15 protein-coding genes and 1 riboswitch are annotated in these 18536 nt (G+C 36.4%); of the genes, 1 reads left to right on the plus strand and 14 read right to left on the minus strand.

Annotated features, from left to right (window positions below):
* Positions 1-137 precede the first annotated feature (137 nt).
* Positions 138-1040: a LysR family transcriptional regulator gene (locus ACKVEV_RS12285; RefSeq protein WP_409366710.1), complete on the plus strand. Its 903-nt coding sequence runs from the start codon at positions 138-140 to the stop codon at positions 1038-1040.
* A gap of 96 nt (positions 1041-1136) precedes the next feature.
* Here the strand turns inward: ACKVEV_RS12285 and ACKVEV_RS12290 are convergent, their stop codons facing one another.
* The 14 genes from ACKVEV_RS12290 to ACKVEV_RS12355 form a co-directional block, all read right to left on the minus strand.
* Positions 1137-4319: a hypothetical protein gene (locus ACKVEV_RS12290; protein ID WP_409366711.1), complete on the minus strand. Its 3183-nt coding sequence runs from the start codon at positions 4317-4319 to the stop codon at positions 1137-1139.
* Complete coding sequence (locus tag ACKVEV_RS12295) at positions 4316-5737, minus strand: glycosyltransferase family 2 protein (protein WP_409366712.1); 1422 nt, start codon at positions 5735-5737, stop codon at positions 4316-4318. Before ACKVEV_RS12295 ends, ACKVEV_RS12290 begins: the two co-directional genes overlap by 4 nt.
* A complete protein-coding gene (locus ACKVEV_RS12300; RefSeq protein ID WP_409366713.1) occupies positions 5734-6780 on the minus strand; it encodes a HEAT repeat domain-containing protein in 1047 nt (348 codons plus the stop codon). The genes ACKVEV_RS12295 and ACKVEV_RS12300 overlap by 4 nt, the downstream gene beginning before the upstream one ends.
* On the minus strand, positions 6777-7661 hold the full coding sequence (locus ACKVEV_RS12305; protein ID WP_409366714.1) for a response regulator: 885 nt from the start codon (positions 7659-7661) through the stop codon (positions 6777-6779). The genes ACKVEV_RS12300 and ACKVEV_RS12305 overlap by 4 nt, the downstream gene beginning before the upstream one ends.
* A 457-nt stretch (positions 7662-8118) precedes the next feature.
* Positions 8119-10173 carry a cellulose biosynthesis cyclic di-GMP-binding regulatory protein BcsB gene (locus tag ACKVEV_RS12310; RefSeq protein ID WP_409366715.1) on the minus strand — a complete coding sequence of 685 codons (2055 nt, stop codon included), beginning with the start codon at positions 10171-10173 and terminating at the stop codon, positions 8119-8121.
* 11 nt (positions 10174-10184) lie between these two features.
* Positions 10185-11444, minus strand: a complete 1260-nt coding sequence (locus ACKVEV_RS12315; protein WP_409366716.1) for a glycosyltransferase family 2 protein — start codon at positions 11442-11444, stop codon at positions 10185-10187.
* On the minus strand, positions 11437-12876 hold the full coding sequence (locus ACKVEV_RS12320; protein WP_409366717.1) for a hypothetical protein: 1440 nt from the start codon (positions 12874-12876) through the stop codon (positions 11437-11439). The genes ACKVEV_RS12315 and ACKVEV_RS12320 overlap by 8 nt, the downstream gene beginning before the upstream one ends.
* Positions 12866-13723 carry a diguanylate cyclase domain-containing protein gene (locus ACKVEV_RS12325; RefSeq protein ID WP_409366718.1) on the minus strand — a complete coding sequence of 286 codons (858 nt, stop codon included), beginning with the start codon at positions 13721-13723 and terminating at the stop codon, positions 12866-12868. Before ACKVEV_RS12325 ends, ACKVEV_RS12320 begins: the two co-directional genes overlap by 11 nt.
* A complete protein-coding gene (locus ACKVEV_RS12330; RefSeq protein ID WP_409366719.1) occupies positions 13698-14681 on the minus strand; it encodes a glycosyl hydrolase family 8 in 984 nt (327 codons plus the stop codon). Before ACKVEV_RS12330 ends, ACKVEV_RS12325 begins: the two co-directional genes overlap by 26 nt.
* Positions 14682-14971: 290 nt before the next feature.
* Positions 14972-15829 carry a MetQ/NlpA family ABC transporter substrate-binding protein gene (locus tag ACKVEV_RS12335; protein ID WP_409366720.1) on the minus strand — a complete coding sequence of 286 codons (858 nt, stop codon included), beginning with the start codon at positions 15827-15829 and terminating at the stop codon, positions 14972-14974.
* A gap of 60 nt (positions 15830-15889) precedes the next feature.
* Positions 15890-16558 carry a methionine ABC transporter permease gene (locus ACKVEV_RS12340; protein WP_402926268.1) on the minus strand — a complete coding sequence of 223 codons (669 nt, stop codon included), beginning with the start codon at positions 16556-16558 and terminating at the stop codon, positions 15890-15892.
* Positions 16548-17576 (minus strand): methionine ABC transporter ATP-binding protein, encoded by a 1029-nt coding sequence (locus ACKVEV_RS12345; protein ID WP_409366721.1) that lies wholly within the window; start codon positions 17574-17576, stop codon positions 16548-16550. The genes ACKVEV_RS12340 and ACKVEV_RS12345 overlap by 11 nt, the downstream gene beginning before the upstream one ends.
* An 85-nt stretch (positions 17577-17661) precedes the next feature.
* A riboswitch (SAM riboswitch) is annotated at positions 17662-17766 on the minus strand.
* Positions 17767-17821: 55 nt separating this feature from the next.
* Positions 17822-18133, minus strand: a complete 312-nt coding sequence (locus ACKVEV_RS12350) for a thioredoxin family protein (RefSeq protein ID WP_409366722.1) — start codon at positions 18131-18133, stop codon at positions 17822-17824.
* Between the two features lie 14 nt (positions 18134-18147).
* Positions 18148-18489 (minus strand): hypothetical protein, encoded by a 342-nt coding sequence (locus ACKVEV_RS12355; RefSeq protein ID WP_402926261.1) that lies wholly within the window; start codon positions 18487-18489, stop codon positions 18148-18150.
* Positions 18490-18536 lie beyond the last annotated feature (47 nt).

The following is an 18536-nucleotide window of genomic DNA, read 5'->3' on the forward strand; positions in this document are numbered from 1 at the left end:
CCGCCTTCATGCGCTGTTTATCATCTTTCTTTCTTTTATTTTGCACTATGCTAATTTTTCAGTCTTTTTATCTATTAAATATTATATAATTAAAATATAAGCAATCGTATTTTTCGATTAATAGAGGTGAATATCCAGTGGAATTACGTCAATTACGTTATTTTGTAGAGGTTGCAGAGCGTGAGCATATTTCTGAGGCTGCTGAACATCTTCACGTTGCCCAATCAGCAATTAGTCGTCAAATTGCCAACTTAGAAGATGAATTAGGTACACCTCTTTTTGAACGCGTTGGCCGAAATGTCAAATTAACGCCGATAGGAAAAACTTTTCTTGAACATACAATTACCGCTTTAAAAGCAATAGATTTTGCAGCGAAGCAAGTAGAGGAATATTTAGATCCCGCGAAAGGTACGATTAAAATCGGCTTTCCTACTAGCTTAGCAAGTTATGTTTTGCCAACTGTTATTTCCGCTTTCAAGCGTGAATATCCAGAATTGCAATTCCAACTGCGCCAAGGTTCTTATCGTTTTTTAATTGACGCAGTAAAAAACCGTGAATTGAACTTAGCATTTTTAGGTCCTCTTCCACCGAAAGACGAAGCGATACAATCAACCATATTATTCACCGAAAATATTGCAGCCTTATTGCCAGCGAACCATCCTTTAGCAAAACGAGAAAGTATTCAGCTGGCCGATTTACGTAATGACCTGTTCGTCCTTTTTCCAGATGGCTATATTTTGCATAAAGTTGCGATGGATGCTTGTCGCGCAGCAGGTTTCTTACCAAATGTCATCTCTGAAGGAGAAGACTTAGATGCCTTAAAAGGTTTGGTAGCTGCAGGCATTGGTGTCAGCCTATTACCCGAAAGCTCCCTTTATGATTCAGCAGCTCGCTTTACAATTAAAGTGCCGATTGAATCACCTACCATTCCTAGAACAGTTGGTATTATTTCGCCCGTAAATCGTGAAATTGCACCTTCAGAAAAAATATTTTTAGATTTCGTAACGAATTTCTTTTCCCGACTTTCTCAATTTCAGTAAACAAATTTTTAAATAATCAAAACTACCCAATGGAATGGTCGATCCACTGGGTAGTTTTTTTACTATTATTGATATTAATACAGTCATCTGTATCGTTTATTTTTCTTTAAATAGCTCCTGTAAAATATAATAGGATTGTTTTAACCGTTCATTGTACTTAGGTTGTTGCCAAGTATCCCAACTATATGATTCAAGCGCTGGCAATACATCATTATTTGTTTTCGGTAAAGATTGTACTACGTTCCCTTCCCTATCAACAAATACGAGACCGATATAAATATCATCCACTTTTACGGAAGCTGTATCACCATTTGCATATAAATCACCCATAAACTCGCGCTGACTCGGATCTTTTGATTGGATAAGGAGCCAAGGTATTCGTAGCTCAATGACATTGTCATCAGTCCACGTGTAGTCGACAAGTGAATTATAGTCTCGTGCTTCAGGATTTGCATTGCCCTGCAGCAACTTTCCTGTTTCATAGAAACTAAAGTCCGTTGTTACTTTTTGTTCTGGTAAATACAATTGTTTATTTAACACATAGTATATTGGCGCAAACTTCCCACTATTTTTAGTCGCTTTTTGCATGCGTGGAGCAATCATGTTTAAACGATGCCCATAAAAATAATCATAGAAATCATAGTATTCATCGATGACAACACGAGAATCACTGTCTTTATTCAGTTCCACCATAAAATCGACACCATTTGAAAATGTCATATTTTTAATAGTTGTGGCAGATGTATTACCCTGATTTGGCACTACATCTAATAAAATACGTGGTGAAGCATTTTTTAAATCGTCACTTTGCAATTTCATGTACACATATTTTTCATCGTAATCAACTGCAAAGTCAATGGCGCTAGAAGGCGATGTTCCGTAAAGTTGTGTGCCATCTTTCCAATCTTTTAAATTGCCATCGACTAAAATTTTATTTCGATCAAAGCTCATAAGTCCGAACTGTTGTTCATTCGTTTGCGCATTAGACCAGAACGGTCGACGATTTGGATCATCGTAGTCCATCGTATTCCACGTGCGTTTAAACCATTCATCCTGCCAAGTAAAAACAAGACCGCCAAGCAAGCCTTCATGCATAATATCTTCATACAAATGTTGCAATGTCTCACCTTGTGCCTTTTCAGACATATGTCCTTGGTTCCAGCCGTAGACATTTTCATGTGTCATGCCACGGGATGCTGGAATACCGAATTCGGCGATCAGTATCGGCATTGTATGTGCCTCATGCAATTCTTTTAAATAAGCAGCATAACTATTTTTCTGGCCACGAAAATCTACGTAATTTAAATAATCTTTATCAAAATTAAAGAAGTCTGGGTAATAAGGATAGACATGATACGAAGCAAATTGTCCTGGTTTTTGCATGTCCCCCTTCGTCCAGATGACATTCGGGTTTACGCCTACTAAATCTTCATCCTCTGATGGTTCCGATGGATGTTCAAGTAAATCGGTTGTTACCCAGTTCGTAAAACTCATCGGACGCATCCAATTGTATTTGTTCTTCTCATAAACTGTAATGGTATCCATTTGCTCAGCTAGCCAATGCTCGAACGGTGAGGCATTTTTTGTTTCAAAAAATGTGCCGTTATATTGTCCAATATTTGCATGCTTTTCATTTGTGCCAACGACCATTTTTGGATACCACTCAATGCCAAGTACCCAACCAATAACATATTGTGAAACGTCTACATCATATAAACCAGACGCATGCCCTGCAACAGGCTTCACATAAGTATTACCGTGAATCACATCAACCATTTGCTGCATTTCATGTTGGAAATCCTTTAACGTCGCCTCATCATAAGCATCGAGCGATTCCGCTAAGCCTTCTTCATTTATCCACACACCATGTAAAACATATAGCGGTTTTTGTGGATTTTCTTCATTGTACTTTGCAAGTGCTCGGTAGAAACCTGGTGGATGTAACGTATATACACGAATCGTATTCGCATTCATCGCAGCAATTTGATTAAACCACCGATAATACTCTTCTTCAGTAATTGCCGCTTCGCCAGGAAATGCACCTGGTTTTCCCATACCAATATTAACACCTTTAAATGTTATCGGTTTCCATTTTCCATCTTGTAACACTTCAAACGTTTCACCTTGGACACGTGCATTGTAATTTAAGCCATTAGGGTGACTTGCTTCCTTAATTTCCTTTTTATCAAATGTCTCAAATATTTTGTGCATCACTGGTATGTAGATAGACCAATAAAAGGAACTGTCAGCAAACTTCTCAGCATATTTATAAATAGTAGGCAAACCTTTGGCTTTATAGAATGCAGGTACTCGTGCCATATCATTGAAATCGCCTGCAAAATAATAGCTTGTCGTATAACGTTTATCCTGTGCGACAATCGCTGCAAATTGTTGTGGAATATTATTGTCATCTAATAACTTGGAGCCTTCTTCTGTTAAATTCCACTTATAATTAGCGAGTGCATCTTCAGCATATTTTGGCGTAATAATATCAAACCAATATTCATACTTCGCACTTGCCGAGGTATGAAAAAATTGCTTGCCCTCTTCAGTAAATTGCAGCTGAATCCCTTCTGTTTTGACATGCTTATCCAGCTCTAATACTACTAGCTTTTCAGTAAGTTCGTTAAAGACTAGAAAGCCTCCACCTTTATAAGGCCAATCATCACCATATTCATCCACTACCCATTGGGGAATTTCCGTATTTTTTTGATAATCCAGCTCATCAAAGTAGCGCCCAATCCATCCAGACCATGAAATGCCTAGGTAATCTTGAAGCTCTTTGCGAACTGCCTCAGAAGTCGGGGAAGCAAATGTATTATATTCGGCGATCAGCATGCTTTTTTTATTGCTCGCAAGACGGGAGACAATCGCTTGCCATTCTTCCATCTCTAAGCCCCCAACAATTTTCTCTGAGCGTTGTCCAAGTCGTTTTTGCTCTTTTAAATCATCTTTATAAACCCCATACGTATCCGCTAAATAAATTACATCATAATTACTGTAATCTGTTGGAAATTTCTTTTCCGTTACACTTTTCGATTTGTCGTCCGGAGAAGTGCCAAAGTAACTTTGCGTTAAATCATATGGTTGATTGTCCAATGTGTACTTATAATGATTTAAAAACCAATTGACACCGAGATGTTCACGATAGCTTTCATTTGGAACAGTTTTATCTAAAATGGCTACGTTTAGCGGGGTCTTATCGTCTAAAAACCAAATAAGTATTGGCGTACCAATAACAATGAATGCTACGAAAATTCCTATATATATTCGCTTCATACACTTTTCTCCTTTTCAGCAATCCCGACGCGCTTCATATTTCCCCATTCACTCTTCTTCCGTAAAAAACGAATTAATCCTTCACAACGCCATAGAAGCGTGAGTGGACGATACCAGAAAATTTCTGTAAGCGCTAAAAGAACCATACGTATTAAGTCTCTCTTTCTCGGATACGTATTCATGCTCCAAGCCTCGAATAATACCGAAGCAATAGAAAAAATCACACCATAAATGACAAAAAGTAATAATAATAAAATCGCCATTTCATAATAAATTTGCCCTAAGAAAAACGCGATGACAATATAAATATAGCCACCAAGCTCTACAATAGGACCTAAACATTCCACAAGCCAAAAGTATGGAAATGATACGAGTCCAATCAAACCGTAGCGTGGATTTAACGTCATTTTTTTATGTTTCCATAGACTTTCAAACATTCCTTGATGCCAACGTCTTCGCTGATTGCGCAATACACCTAAAGTGTGCGGCGCTTCTGTCCAACAAACAGGGTCTGGTACGAATTCAATGCGTTTTTTGGCCTTTTTCTCTTTTATAAGTCGATGGATATTAACGACAAGCTCCATATCCTCGCCAATAATATTGGTCGCATAGCCCCCTGCTTCAACCGCCCATTTTTTTGAAAAGACACTAAAAGCGCCTGAAATAATTAATACAAGATTAAATTTACTTAGGGCGATGCGTCCCATTAAAAACGCGCGTAAATATTCAATGACCTGCATGATTACTAAATAATTAGTAGGTAACTGCATATCATAAATTGAACCTAGTTGCATTTTAGCCCCATTGGCAATACGAATATTGCCCCCTGCTGCAACCACGTCACCGTCAGATAAAACAATAGGCTTCATCACACGAAGCAATGCTTTCTCATCTAATATGGAATCACCATCAATGGAACAAAAATAAGGATATTGTGAGACATTAATCCCTACATTTAAGGCATCCGCTTTCCCGCCATTCACTTTATCTACTAAAATACAATTCATATAAATCTCAGATTCATAGATTTGTCTGACTTCCTTCGTTGGAATATTAGTACGAACAATTTTATTAACAGGCTTCATTTGAAAATGCTTAATAACGGTTTCTAATGTACGGTCTGTTGAGCCATCATTAATAATGATAATTTCTGTTTGTGGATAGCGTAAATTAAGCAACGAATAAACCGTATCAACTACACCTATTTCTTCATTGTAAGCTGGAACTAGTAATGACACTGGTTTTGAATAAAAGGCGTCAATATGCGCATCATCATATTCTGAAGGATCTAAGCGATATCGCTTACGCAAATCAAGCATCGCAATTGTAAACATCGTGCAATAAGAAACAATAACAAATAGCATATAAAATACGATAACACCGCCAAAGAACAACATGGCGTAATGTAAATATATCATCTACTTCCCTGCTTTCTCGTTATTATTTCCTGTGCCATTTCTAATGCATAGGCATCATTAGAATATGAAATAAACTCTTTTAATTTCTCTATGCCATCGCGATCCTCAGCGATTGTTTTCGCTGCTTGATTTCGAACCCACCAATTCTCATCTTGCAGAAGTTGTTTTAAATACGGAAAAGTATAAGCAAGTGGAACATATTTTAAAATTTTCCCTATCATTAATCGCACTTCCCATAAATGAGAAGTAACGAAAGGTATATACGGATCGATGTTTTCTATTACACCAATTTCAAAAAGACCTTTTAACGCTCGTATTTTAATCTCATCATCGTCATTCATTAATAATTGCTCTAGTTTATCAATATATTTCATATTTCTTTTAGCCCCCGCAGTATCAATCACCGCAAATTGAATACTAGCTGGCCAGCTCGTAAAGTCCTCAAAAAATTGGATAAATACATCTTCCTCTAATAATACGAATAATCTTCTATATTCACTTTCCGCATAATGGGCGTTCGGCTCTTTTATTTTTTGCATAAACAATTCTGGCTGAAATATGGAATAGATTTTAAGTAATTGAAAAAACTCTTCCTTCGAATATTTCGTGTCCTCTAATTTTCGGCAAGCATCTAGCAATTCATCGAGCCGGAATTCTGCAATTCGATATAAAGCGTTCATCCGAATACTCCAACGTTTACTCATTAAATCCTTCTCATAAAACTGCTTTAAATATAAATTGGCAAAGTCCTTCATTTTCCGTGTCATTTCTTCATTTGTAATGTTCTTTAAATAAGATGAAAAAATCATTTCAATTGCCTTCACTTGAGGATTACCACGCGGAATAAGTACGACTGAAAAAATTTCGTTATTAAAAAAATAGTCATACCAATGTGGCGAGTAGTCTTTTAAATAATGATCTCTCGATTTATTAAATGCAACTTCACGTTGACGTTGGTAAAATATATACAACATAAATCCACATAGTACAATAAGCAGCAGTGCAATCATTGCTAATAGAAACACAAGCGATAATTCGATCATAACCAATACCTCGCAAAGGTCCGTTTAATTTTTGCTTCTAATAGACGTAAATTAAATGGCTTAACAAGTAATTCATCTACACCACCCTCATAGGCATTCAGTGCGGCAATCTCCGAGTTTCGTTCAGACATCATGTAAATAATGAATTTTTTTTCATTTGGCATTGCTCTTAAACTGTGTAAAATTTCTAAGCCATTGTTGCGTGGTAAAATATCGTTCATGATAATTAAATGTAAATGGCCAGATTGATAGGTTTTACTCTGCAAAAAACTATAACCATCTTCATATGCTGTAACTTCAAACGTAAAATTAGTAATATCCATAGAAATTAACGTTGTTTCTAGAACTTTTCTAAAAATGGCATTTTGCTCAATAATACTCACTTTCACATGTTCGATTGCTTGTTTACGGTAATCATCAATTCGCTCGATCAACCATTGCGGTTGATGATCGTCTGCTAGTAATGCTTTATTTTTCTCCATTAATGTTTCAAAATTTATGGCATTATTACGTATTTCCGTAATAGAAGCTTTTAAGCCAATCTCATTGGGTATTGTTCTGTTCCGTTTTAGTAATTTAAAGATTCTTTGTAAAAACGCATTTGCTTCAACATCGCTACTTTGTAAAAAAACAATGCCCCAATGCTCACCATCTTCTAATTGGAAGAGTAAATCTGTCTTTCGAATATTGTCCATTAAAAAATGTGCTAATTGAGTGTTGACATTGCTATGCTCTACTTCTGATGAGGTATTGTTTACACATTTTAAAAAAATAGTAGTAATCGTCATATGAGAACGAATAACACTTTCGAGCATCATTTCAAAATACTTTTTCACATCTTGTTCTTGCATAATCTCTTTTGGCAACTTAACTTCAACCATTCTTTATACCTCCTTGTAGAACGCATAGAAATGATGTTTCAGACCTTCATCATTCACTTTCCGATCCAATCAACTGCACAGACCATTTAACGATTCGCTACGTTGCAAAAAGCAAAATGGAGAGGCTTGTCAATTTTATCATTATATAGCTTTTAACTATTGAAGACTACCATATATAGCAATTTTTTAACAGAGATAGCGAAGCTTGTATCATTCGTTCACCTATCAGTCACACTAGTCATTTATTTGAAAATGACCTTACTGAATATAGCCTTCAGCTTTTTACTGCCCTCTGCTAGCTTATATGAAACATCAAAGTAACCCTCACCACATAGACTTTTTAACATATCTATCGTACGAACTGAAACTAAACAATTTCTAAACATACATTCCAAACATAAAAAAGCGTTAGATTGATAGCAGTCAATCTAACACTTCTCATTTTTCCCCAACCTTATTACTCTTCTCCATCCTCAACAACTAGATTTTTTCTTCTTCTACGTAAAATAAAATAAAGAATTACGCCAATGACTATTATTAATAATGCAAACTCGGCAATAAGCATAAATACATTCGTATCTTTTTGTTCCGATACAGGTTTCTCAGAATCAGTTGCACTTTTAGCTGCAACAATGAATTTCCCCTCTTTCGTTTCAATCGCAGCACTTACTTTTTCATTCGTACCTTTCAATTGGGCTAAAAAATCCTTCTGATTGGCCGCTTCATCCATCGTTTGCATGATCATTAGCGGATGCTTATCATTCCACAAACTTTGCATAATAAATGTATGCTGAGCAATTGTTTCCGGCAGGAATCCTTGCTGTAGAAAATCTTCAGTAGACTGGCCTATTTCGTTTTTATTGCCAATGAGCTTCGGAAATTGTTCAGATGCTCCAACAAAAATAACAGCATGTTTTGTTAATTCCTCTTCCGTCACATCTTGTTCTTTTTTCAAAATCGTTTGTGCCATTTCACCATTCATCATTAAAGCTTTATATAACAAGAGCATTTGTGTATCATTAGTAGCCGCATTATTTGGAACAATAATTAATGCTTGTTCGTGAAATGCATTTGGGAAATCTCTTAGCGTAAATGTTGGTGTAATCGCTTCTTTTGCAAGCGTTAATGTACTACTTTCATCGATATATAGCCAATACCGTTCATTTGTCGTTTCACAAGGATCTTCTAATTGAAATCCAGTCACTTCAAATTGTATATCTGTTAGTGACTGTTTATTAATTACATTTGTTTGGATAGGTACATTCACTTCATATAAATCGGAAGAAATGGACTCTAGCTTTTGAAGGTCTATAGCATGCGGTACACCATTTACCCAAACAATCAATTCTACTTCTCGTTCATCTTCGTGCCCTTTTCCAGGTAACAATGTTGATTTCTTTAAAACTAACCGCATGTTCGCTTCTTTATCAGGCTCGAGCGATGGTAAGGACACATAAAAATGGGGTGTCTCGGTTATTTGACTCGATAATATTTGCTCGTTAAAACCTAATTGTGAAAATAACACTGTAGATTGCTTTGCATTGTCCACCGTTGGTAGCTCATCCACTATTAACGTACTGCCAGCAAATTGACTATACAGCCTAGCATCTGTTAATGCAGTCATTCGTTTTTGCAATGCATCGGCAGAAGCTGCTGACACAAATAATAATGGCACACTTTGATTACTATCCTCATTTTTAAGGCTATGCATACGAAGTGCAAGAGCATCTTCATATTGAACATTAGCAGTGTTCAGCATTTGTATCATATAGTTTGTACTAAATTCATCTTTAGCTCCAATAACGATAACTGGCCCGTTAACACGCGCAACAGCTGATTCTCTTTTAACATCAACGTCTTTGTCTCCTCGATCTGACAAATACGCAGCAAGTTGATAACTAGCATTTAAAGTTTGTTGCGAAGCTTTATCTGGTACAATGAGCGTCGTTTGATAATCTTCATAGCCTACAAACGCATCTGGGTAATTGCTTAATGTCCATTGTTGCATACTGTCATCTACTAAAGATATAGAAGATAAAATATCAATACGTAGCCAGTTTCCTTCATTACCAGGTGCTACACATACCCCTTCTTTTAAAATGCCATAGAAGCTAGCAGTTATTTTATGCGACCCTTTTTTTAAGGCACTTTCCGGTAATGCAACAGTAACAGTTTGCTGTAATACATCTGAAGTTAAGGCAATCGATTTTACTGCGGTATCATCCACTTTAATCGTAAAAGAGGATGGGGCTATTAACAGCTCTGAATGCTGGATTTGAAATGATACAGTATGTCCCTCTGTTTTAACATCTTCAGTGAGCGTGTAATAGAAATCTCTTGAGGAAGTTGGACCTTGTAAATCTATTGCCTGTGATAGCAATGGTTTTTTTGCTGAGCTACTTGCCTCAATCGCAATTGTTTGTTTTTCTACTGTAATAGGTGCAGCTATGGCATGCGAAACTAAGAACGGCAAACTGATTAAAATTGTAAAAATAGCTAGTAAGAATCTCATTGTTATTCTCCTTATTTTGTTTTCTTTGCAAAGCGCTCCGTTTTATACCATTGCACTTCTTGGCCAGTAAAAACTCTTTTTATTTCTAAAAATAGCGACCAAATAACTAATACAATCCACATTTGTGAATAGGTGAAATACATTAAAATAACATAGAAGAAATTTTTACGATTCATCTCCGTTTTTTCAATGCTAAGGGTGATCATGACTTCACCTAAAAATAACAAGAAAGCCAATACCCATAAAACAATGGCAATATCCCCTACAGTTAGGCCAATATCGTAAAATAAATTTGTTATAAATAAAAGATTGGACAAAATGACACCGAAGAAAAATAAAAAGTATGTAAAAAAGAAATAAAACAAATCAAAAATAATGCTTTTTCTTTTCAATGTGAAAAATTGGCTTAAAAATTTTAGCACAACATACTGATTTCCCCGTGCCCAACGTGTCCGTTGTTTCCACCATACTTTTAACGTCTCTGGTTCTTGTTCCCACGTAATAGCCTTAGGGAAAAAGCGGATATGATAGCCTAAATTATAGACCCGAATCGTTAATTCAGTATCTTCCGCTAACGCCTTTACATCCCATCCACCTAATTGTTCTAAAATACTACGACGAATGGCAAAATTTGTACCTGGGATCGTTGCAATATTAAACCACTTCCAACGACCACCTTGTGCCATCCACTGAAAACAAATCGTTTCAATATTAATAAAACGCGTTAGCCAAGTTTCTGCCGCATTGACTACACGGAATTTGCCCACTGTTGCAGCTGCTTTCGGGTCATTCACAAGACCCATTACTAAATACCAAATGGCCATACGTTCTGGTGTGTTATCTGCATCATAGACAATTACCACTTCCCCAGTTGAATCGGCTAATGCTGCATTTAATGCGGAAGATTTACCTTTACCTTTATACGGTTCTACTGTTTCAATAACCCGTATAAATGGATATTTCTCCGTAAACTTTCTAGCAATGTCTCCTGTTTGATCCGATGAATTATCGTTAATAACGATTACTTCCAACTTATCTTTCGGATAATACAATCGGGACATTGCGCGTAACGTTTGTTCAATCACGACTTCTTCGTTATGTGCAGGGATAAAGACACTCACTGTCGGCACATCGATCATTTTTTTTGACCATTCATCGATATCCTTTTCATATGACTGAAAATGCATATAACCCCCTTGCATTAAAAACATATGGTATAACAGCATAATCCATATAAGAAACAATGAAATATAAAAGAAAATATCAGCCATTATGCTTCCTCTCCTCAAATAATCGCTTACGTAATGTTACACGTAGTCGCAAAGTATTCATAAAAAATACGGTAACAAATAACGATACAATGATTACTAATAGCCAAAGAACCATTTCAAATGGCCGCTCATCAAACCTCATTTTTAAGCGCTCAATGTTGGTAAAAGATAGCTGAACCTTTTGCTCACCATTCGCTGATTGCGCGATTGTCACCTTTGATGTCTTTACGAACTGTTCTGTTTTTCTAAAATTAAGCCATTCAAACTGGACTTGTTTATTCAATTGTTCAACAATCTCTTGCACATAATGGGCCCCTAAATAACTAGGATATTGAATACCAATTGCGGAACCTGGTGCACTCTTGATATAACGAATCGACTGTTGAAGTGCATAAAGTGGATGCGTATCCATATCATTTATCGCCGCTATCGTATACGGATACATTTTTTGAGCACCACTTTCGGTTATATAAAAATGACTTTCCTGTTGTCGCACTGCACCACTGAAAAGCGTACTATTCCCTTGTACGAAAGTAGGGTAAATATGGCTCAATACTAAAGTATGTAAGCTCTTTTCCATGGTAGCTTGTGAAGAAGATAAAATAAAAGCTACCCCCTCCTGCTGTAATTGCTGTAAATACTTCAGTAATGCTTTGTTATTGCGCAAATAGTATAGCGCTCCGTCATCCTCAAATAGCGGTGTAATTTGTAAGTTTATAGGAACGTTATAGCGTTTTAATTGTTCTACTACTTTCTTTAACTTCACAACATCCGTTTCCATATTAATATCTGTTAACACAATAAAGGCAGGATGTATTTCGGGCATTGAAAGTTGCAATAAATCACCCAATATGGAGGGCCAGTCATATATGACAGGCGATGATTGTATAACTTTCCCAATATAAGACCAATTGCTGTTCCTTTCTTTCATAACAAAAGGGAAATCAGCATTAAATGAAGATGCCATCACTTTCACTTCAGCATTATTAGGTGGGATTATCGCGTTCCATTCCAGAGGCCTTTCTAACATATGTTCACCGATTTTTCGTAGTGCTACCGTCTTTCCCGAGTGCCAATGCGCAAATGGTGCCAGTTGTTTGATATTATCTCCAATTGCAACAGCTGGTCCTTGAAATTTATTGAACGCTTGTAATGCTTTATCTGGTAGTTGCATTTTATAGCCATTGAACAAGACGATGCGCTTATAAACAGCCAATGTATCTTCTTGAATATTTTCAATTGGTATGACATCTACATCTGTATAAGCTGCTAGCATTTCATGTATAATTTGTACTTCTTCATCTACTTGTCGATTGCTCGTAACATAAATAAGGGCAAGATCTTTGCCATTTGCACTTGCTCGAAAATGCTGAGGCATCGAAAACAAATATAAAAGGCTAATGAAGACGAGTATGCCAATTTTAAAGCGCACTTGATCTCATCTCCCTTTCCATCTCTGCTAATAAATCATCAAAGCTTTGATCCATCTGTGGCGTATAAGTAAAATAACTTGTTTTATAGCTAAGGGTTACCCAACGTTTATTTAATAATTGATGGTTTTTCAGCGCTTGATCCAACTTATCGTAAATGATGTCAATGTATTGATCTGACGTATCAATTAATAAAATAGCCAAATAATTTTCACGATAACGAAATTTTTTATCTGTTTGTCGAACAGACTGTTGTATTTTTTCGGCCAGTTGCTTCCATAAATACTGTGCTTCTTTAATACCATAAAGCTTTTTAAACTTCTCATAGTTTTCAAGCTTTAGCATGATAAATACAAAAGTATGTTGATGGCGATCCGCTCTGCGCATTTCTTCATTTACAATGACATGCATTCGTGATTCATTTTCAAAACCGGTTTCAACATCTATTGCTACAAACTTTTTAACATCCCTTTGTAAATTTTTTATATAGTTTTCTTGTGCAATCAATAATTCATGTATCTTTCCAGCACATAATACGAGAAGTAATAATACTACACCGTAGGCCAAAAATAACTGCATTGAAAATGCTTTACTTAACATTGCTATAGATTCCGTCATCCCGATATATAGTAATGTGGAGCCGCTAATAAAAATAAATAATAAACTACTAATTAGCCCTGTAACCGTTCCCCGCCAAAGTGTGATGATGACTAAAAGTAGCAGAAAGATATATAATAATAAGCTTTCACTATCTTTGTTGAGTAAAAAATAGGATGGTAATTGTAGAAGTAAAATAAGTAAAATTGCGTAAAGAAATATCGCTTTATTCCATTTTATCGCTGTTCGCATCGTCAACCTCTCTTTCCGCCAAAAGTGGTAATAAATTATCAAAAATATGCGTCGCTTTCGTTTGCGGGTCTACATAGCCTGTATTTGCTTTCACTTTGAGCGATTCCATTTTTTGATAAAACAGCTCTGCCATTTCATCATTATGAATCTCCAACATATAACAAGTAGCTAATGCATACACGGCAGGTGATTCGAATGGAACAGCTGGTTCACCTGTTTTCGCATCATAGCGACCGTATAATTTTTCATCTCTACTATATAAAGACAGCAACCAGTTGGAAAAAGCCTTTGTTTCCAAACCGACAGTTGCACTATGGTAAGCCGTATACAATTGATCAATCATATGTAACTCTGTATCATATTCGTAGCGTTTTGTTACGATATCATAATATTTCGGAAAATAACCCGCTTTCGCTTTTGGTGCGTGCGCTAAAATTGCTAATTGCTGCTTTTGTTGCGCTTTCGAGATTAGTTTATATTGTCGCATTTTGGAAAGAGCGGAAGGCATAATATAGCTTAACGTTATAGTGTTAGCTTGTTGATGTGTATGGACATCCACATAGTCAACAAATGTATTTTCTAGCATTCCGTATTTTACGAGGTTCTTGCCCAATGTCTTACCTAATGCAATATATCGTTTGTCATGCCATTTTTCTCCTGCTTCCATTAGCGCTTGAATAATTCTAAAATCATCAATTAATGCGTTAACAGATGCTTGTTTTTTTCCATCAATGCGCCAGACAATAAATTTTTTTTCTAAGAAATAATCATTCATTACCTCAAACTGTTCATTAAAACGAACTTGATCATCTTTTTCTAATAAATAGGTCAACCATAATCCGACTGATTCAGATAAATAGACATTCTTTTGTTGTGTTAAATCTGTACGTAATAGCTTATCTTTGGTCATAAGTTTATCGATAACAAACTGCTCGGTAGATGAAATCGGTTTCTTCATTACCTTCTCATTTCCTTGTGAACAGCTCATCAAAACAAATACAAGGATGAACAAGACTAAAATACTATTCTTAAATTTCTTTGTAATAATATGTCACCTCCACTAGGACTAAACAACGTAAATTCCCGATGTAATTATCGAATAATATTATAACAATAATCATAATAAATACATCTAAACAATTTCTAAACAATGAGTGCAATGCTGTTACCTTAGAAATTGTTATCCCCTAAAAAAAATAGTACAAACCATTTTCATGGCTTGTACTATTCTTTGCGTCATACAACATGTTATTTAACTGGTACTACTGAACCTTTCCATTCCTTCACGATGAAGTCTTGGATTTCTTTTGATTTTAATACTTCTAATAACTTTTTAATTTCTGGTTTATTTTCATCACCAGCGCGTACTGCAATGATATTAACATATGGAGATTCTTTATCTTCTAGCTCAATTGCATCTTCAATAGGGTTTAGACCATTATCAATTGCGTAGTTAGAGTTGATAAGAACAGCATCGCCTTCTTCGTTTTCAAACATTTGCACAAGTAATTCTGGTGCAGTATTTGCATCGAATTTAAAGTCTTTTGGATTTTCTACAATATCTTTAATTTCTGCTGCTGTTTTGTCGATACCATCTTTTAATTTAATTAAGCCTTTTGCTTCTAATAATGACAGCATACGACCGTGGTCTGCAACTGAGTTCGATAATAAAATTGTTGCACCTTTAGGTAGCTCTTCAAGAGATTTATATTTTTTAGAGTAAATACCGATTGGCTCGATATGAACGCCACCAGCGTTAACGAAATCATAGCCATTATCTTTAATTTGTTGCTCTAGGTAAGGAATATGTTGGAAATAGTTTGCTTCAATTTCACCTGAATCTAAATCTTGGTTAGGTAGTACATAATCTTGGTATGTTTGAATATCTAAATCAATACCTTCTTTAGCTAAAATCGGTTTTGCTTTTTCTAAAATTACTGCGTGTGGTGTGTTCGATGCACCAATTTTTAATGTTACGTTTTCTGCTGTATCTGCACTACCTTCTGTTTTATCGCCAGAACCTGCTTCGTCTTTGTTACCAGCACCACAAGCTGCTAAAGCAAGTACAAGTACTGATAATAATAACCCTGCTAATAACTTCTTCATTTGTCTACACTCCCTTTAATAAGTTCAATATGTTAGCGGTCAATAACCGGTGTAACCTGTTTAACGTTTGTCCGTTTTCGTTGTAATCATATCGCCAATCCATTGGATGATAAATACGACTACTAAGATCAAAATAGTTGCCATTAATGTCACATCTTGGCGATTACGTTGGAAGCCATCTAAGAATGCTAAGTTTCCTAGACCACCAGCGCCGATAATACCAGCCATCGCCGTATAGCCAACAAGTGCTACAGCTGTAACTGTAATTCCTGAAATAAGTGCCGGTAATGACTCTGGAATAAGCACTTTCCATATAATCGTAGATGTTTTAGCACCCATCGAGCGTGCCGCTTCAATAACACCTTTATCAATTTCTCGTAATGCAATTAAAACCATTCGCGCATAAAATGGTGCAGCACCGATAATGAGTGCAGGTAGAGCTGCATTTGCTCCTCGAATTGTCCCAAGTAAAAACTTTGTAAATGGTATTAATAAAATAATTAATACGATAAATGGTATTGATCGGAATATATTGACGACCGATCCTGTTAAAAAGTTAACCATCTTATTTGCCCATAGTTGGTTGGGACTTGTTAAAAAGAGGATTATGCCAATGGCTAAACCAAGGATAAATGTGACGACTGTGGACAGCGTAGTCATATAAAGTGTTTCATATGTTGCGGACCACATTTTTTCCCAATCGACATTCGGAAAGAGACTAGTTAGCATTTGCAATCACCTCCGTTTGTACTTCAACTGTATTTAAATAACTTAAAGCTGCAGCTACATTTGCCTCTGTGCCATCAATTTGCACAATTAATGTGCCATATGCGCCGTTTTTCGTTTGCGAAATATTGCCATGGACAATACTTATTTCTACATCAAACTGCTTCACTAAATGTGATATAACCGGCTGTTCTGTTTTTTCACCTACAAAAACAAGCTTCACAAGTTGTCCTGTCGGATAATTTATTCTTAGCTGTGCCACTGTCTCCTGCGTTTCCTTATTATCGGTAATTTGAGAAACGAATTTTTTCGTAATGGCTGCCTGCGGAGCTTGGAACACCTGCAATACTTCACCACGCTCTACTATTTCCCCAGCTTCCATTACCGCCACACGATGACAAATTTTGCGGATAACATGCATTTCATGGGTAATTAACACAATAGTTAAGCCTAAACGCTCGTTAATATCAACAAGAAGATCAAGAATCGCATCCGTTGTTTCAGGATCCAGTGCTGATGTCGCTTCATCACATAATAATACTTCCGGATTGTTAGCAAGCGCTCGTGCTATCCCAACACGTTGCTTTTGACCACCTGATAGCTGTGATGGATACGCCTTGTCACGACCTTCTAATCCAACAAGTGCAATAAGCTCTTTGACCCGTGCCTCTCGCTCTTTCTTTGCAACCCCTGCAATTTCTAATGGGAAGGCGATGTTTTCTGCAACAGTTCTAGACCAAAGTAAGTTAAAATGTTGGAAAATCATACTTACTTTTTGTCTGGCATCACGTAACTTTTGACCTCTAATAGAAGAAAATTCTTGGTTGTTAACTTTCACGGTACCTGTTGTTGGCTTTTCTAAACCGTTTAATAAACGAATCATCGTACTTTTACCAGCGCCACTATAGCCGATAATGCCAAAAATTTCACCTTTGTTTATCGTAAGATTGACATCTTTGACAGCAGTTAATTCGCCATTTGCGGTTTTGTATTTCTTCGTTATATTTTGCAGCTGTATCATAGCGAATACTCCTTTTCTTATATAAAAAACCCCTTCACTCATGGACAAGTAGAAGGGGTCACGTACTTTTATACGCTAAACCGTTCTCTCATCTTTCAAAGATAAATCTTTGAGTGATTTGGCACCTTTTCACATACGTGATGGTTGCCGGGCTTCATAGGGCACTTCCCTCCGCCACTCTTTATAAGAGTTCGATATATTTAATGTTTTTTAATATATTTGTTACTTTACCACGCTAGCAAAGTTCAGTCAATTGATTTTTTTAACAATTCGTATAAAAATGGTACGGATTGAAAAGCATACACTTTTTCACTCACTTTACCGCCATCACTAACGAGTAAACAAGGGACACTTTCGATTTGATAATCATAAGCGATTTGCTCTAAAAAATTAATATTTGCCTTGCCGATTTGAAGCTGTGGCAATAACTGTTCAATAATATCCATCATTTTGGATGCGACGGCACATGTTCCGCACATCGGTGTATATAAATAAAAGGCAGTTTTTTCGCCAGACTTTACAGCCGTTTCCCACTGCTCTTTTGTCCATTCTTCCATTGTTTCACGCAACCTTATAAAATATATTCATTATGGATGGAAAAATGCGCGCGCAATAAAATTGTTGCAAGCACTTTCCTCGGTGTTGTTTCTACTTCTTTATAAGTAGGCATTGTCCGTAGATGCTCCGCTTCTGGATAATGTCTGTCCATTAATGCTCGGAGTTTATCTCCAGATGCATCTGCGTCAAAAAATGTATATAGCTCACAGCCCTCATATGGGTCGAGTAATTCTTCTAGCTGATGCACACCAATTGTACCATTCGTACAAAGTATTGTAACATCTTCACTCAAAATAGGTTCAATTTGAAGCTTATCCGAACGGCCTTCCACGATTAAACATTTCCCTTCGAACATCACGCCACCCCCATTTAGACAGTTATCTTACTATGCTAAGACCTACA

The sequence above is a fragment of the Lysinibacillus sp. 38-6 genome (assembly GCF_046245175.1).
GTDB lineage: Bacteria > Bacillota > Bacilli > Bacillales_A > Planococcaceae > Lysinibacillus.

What these genes read in the sequence shown, in the direction of transcription:
- ACKVEV_RS12290 (WP_409366711.1), bottom strand. Translation starts at nt 4,319, where the DNA reads ATGAAGCGAATATATATAGGAATTTTCGTAGCATTCATTGTTATTGGT.
- ACKVEV_RS12295 (WP_409366712.1), bottom strand. Translation starts at nt 5,737, where the DNA reads ATGATATATTTACATTACGCCATGTTGTTCTTTGGCGGTGTTATCGTA.
- ACKVEV_RS12300 (WP_409366713.1), bottom strand. Translation starts at nt 6,780, where the DNA reads ATGATCGAATTATCGCTTGTGTTTCTATTAGCAATGATTGCACTGCTG.
- ACKVEV_RS12305 (WP_409366714.1), bottom strand. Translation starts at nt 7,661, where the DNA reads ATGGTTGAAGTTAAGTTGCCAAAAGAGATTATGCAAGAACAAGATGTG.
- ACKVEV_RS12310 (WP_409366715.1), bottom strand. Translation starts at nt 10,173, where the DNA reads ATGAGATTCTTACTAGCTATTTTTACAATTTTAATCAGTTTGCCGTTC.
- ACKVEV_RS12315 (WP_409366716.1), bottom strand. Translation starts at nt 11,444, where the DNA reads ATGGCTGATATTTTCTTTTATATTTCATTGTTTCTTATATGGATTATG.
- ACKVEV_RS12325 (WP_409366718.1), bottom strand. Translation starts at nt 13,723, where the DNA reads ATGCGAACAGCGATAAAATGGAATAAAGCGATATTTCTTTACGCAATT.
- ACKVEV_RS12330 (WP_409366719.1), bottom strand. Translation starts at nt 14,681, where the DNA reads ATGAAGAAACCGATTTCATCTACCGAGCAGTTTGTTATCGATAAACTT.
- ACKVEV_RS12335 (WP_409366720.1), bottom strand. Translation starts at nt 15,829, where the DNA reads ATGAAGAAGTTATTAGCAGGGTTATTATTATCAGTACTTGTACTTGCT.
- ACKVEV_RS12340 (WP_402926268.1), bottom strand. Translation starts at nt 16,558, where the DNA reads ATGCTAACTAGTCTCTTTCCGAATGTCGATTGGGAAAAAATGTGGTCC.
- ACKVEV_RS12345 (WP_409366721.1), bottom strand. Translation starts at nt 17,576, where the DNA reads ATGATACAGCTGCAAAATATAACGAAGAAATACAAAACCGCAAATGGC.
- ACKVEV_RS12350 (WP_409366722.1), bottom strand. Translation starts at nt 18,133, where the DNA reads ATGGAAGAATGGACAAAAGAGCAGTGGGAAACGGCTGTAAAGTCTGGC.
- ACKVEV_RS12355 (WP_402926261.1), bottom strand. Translation starts at nt 18,489, where the DNA reads ATGTTCGAAGGGAAATGTTTAATCGTGGAAGGCCGTTCGGATAAGCTT.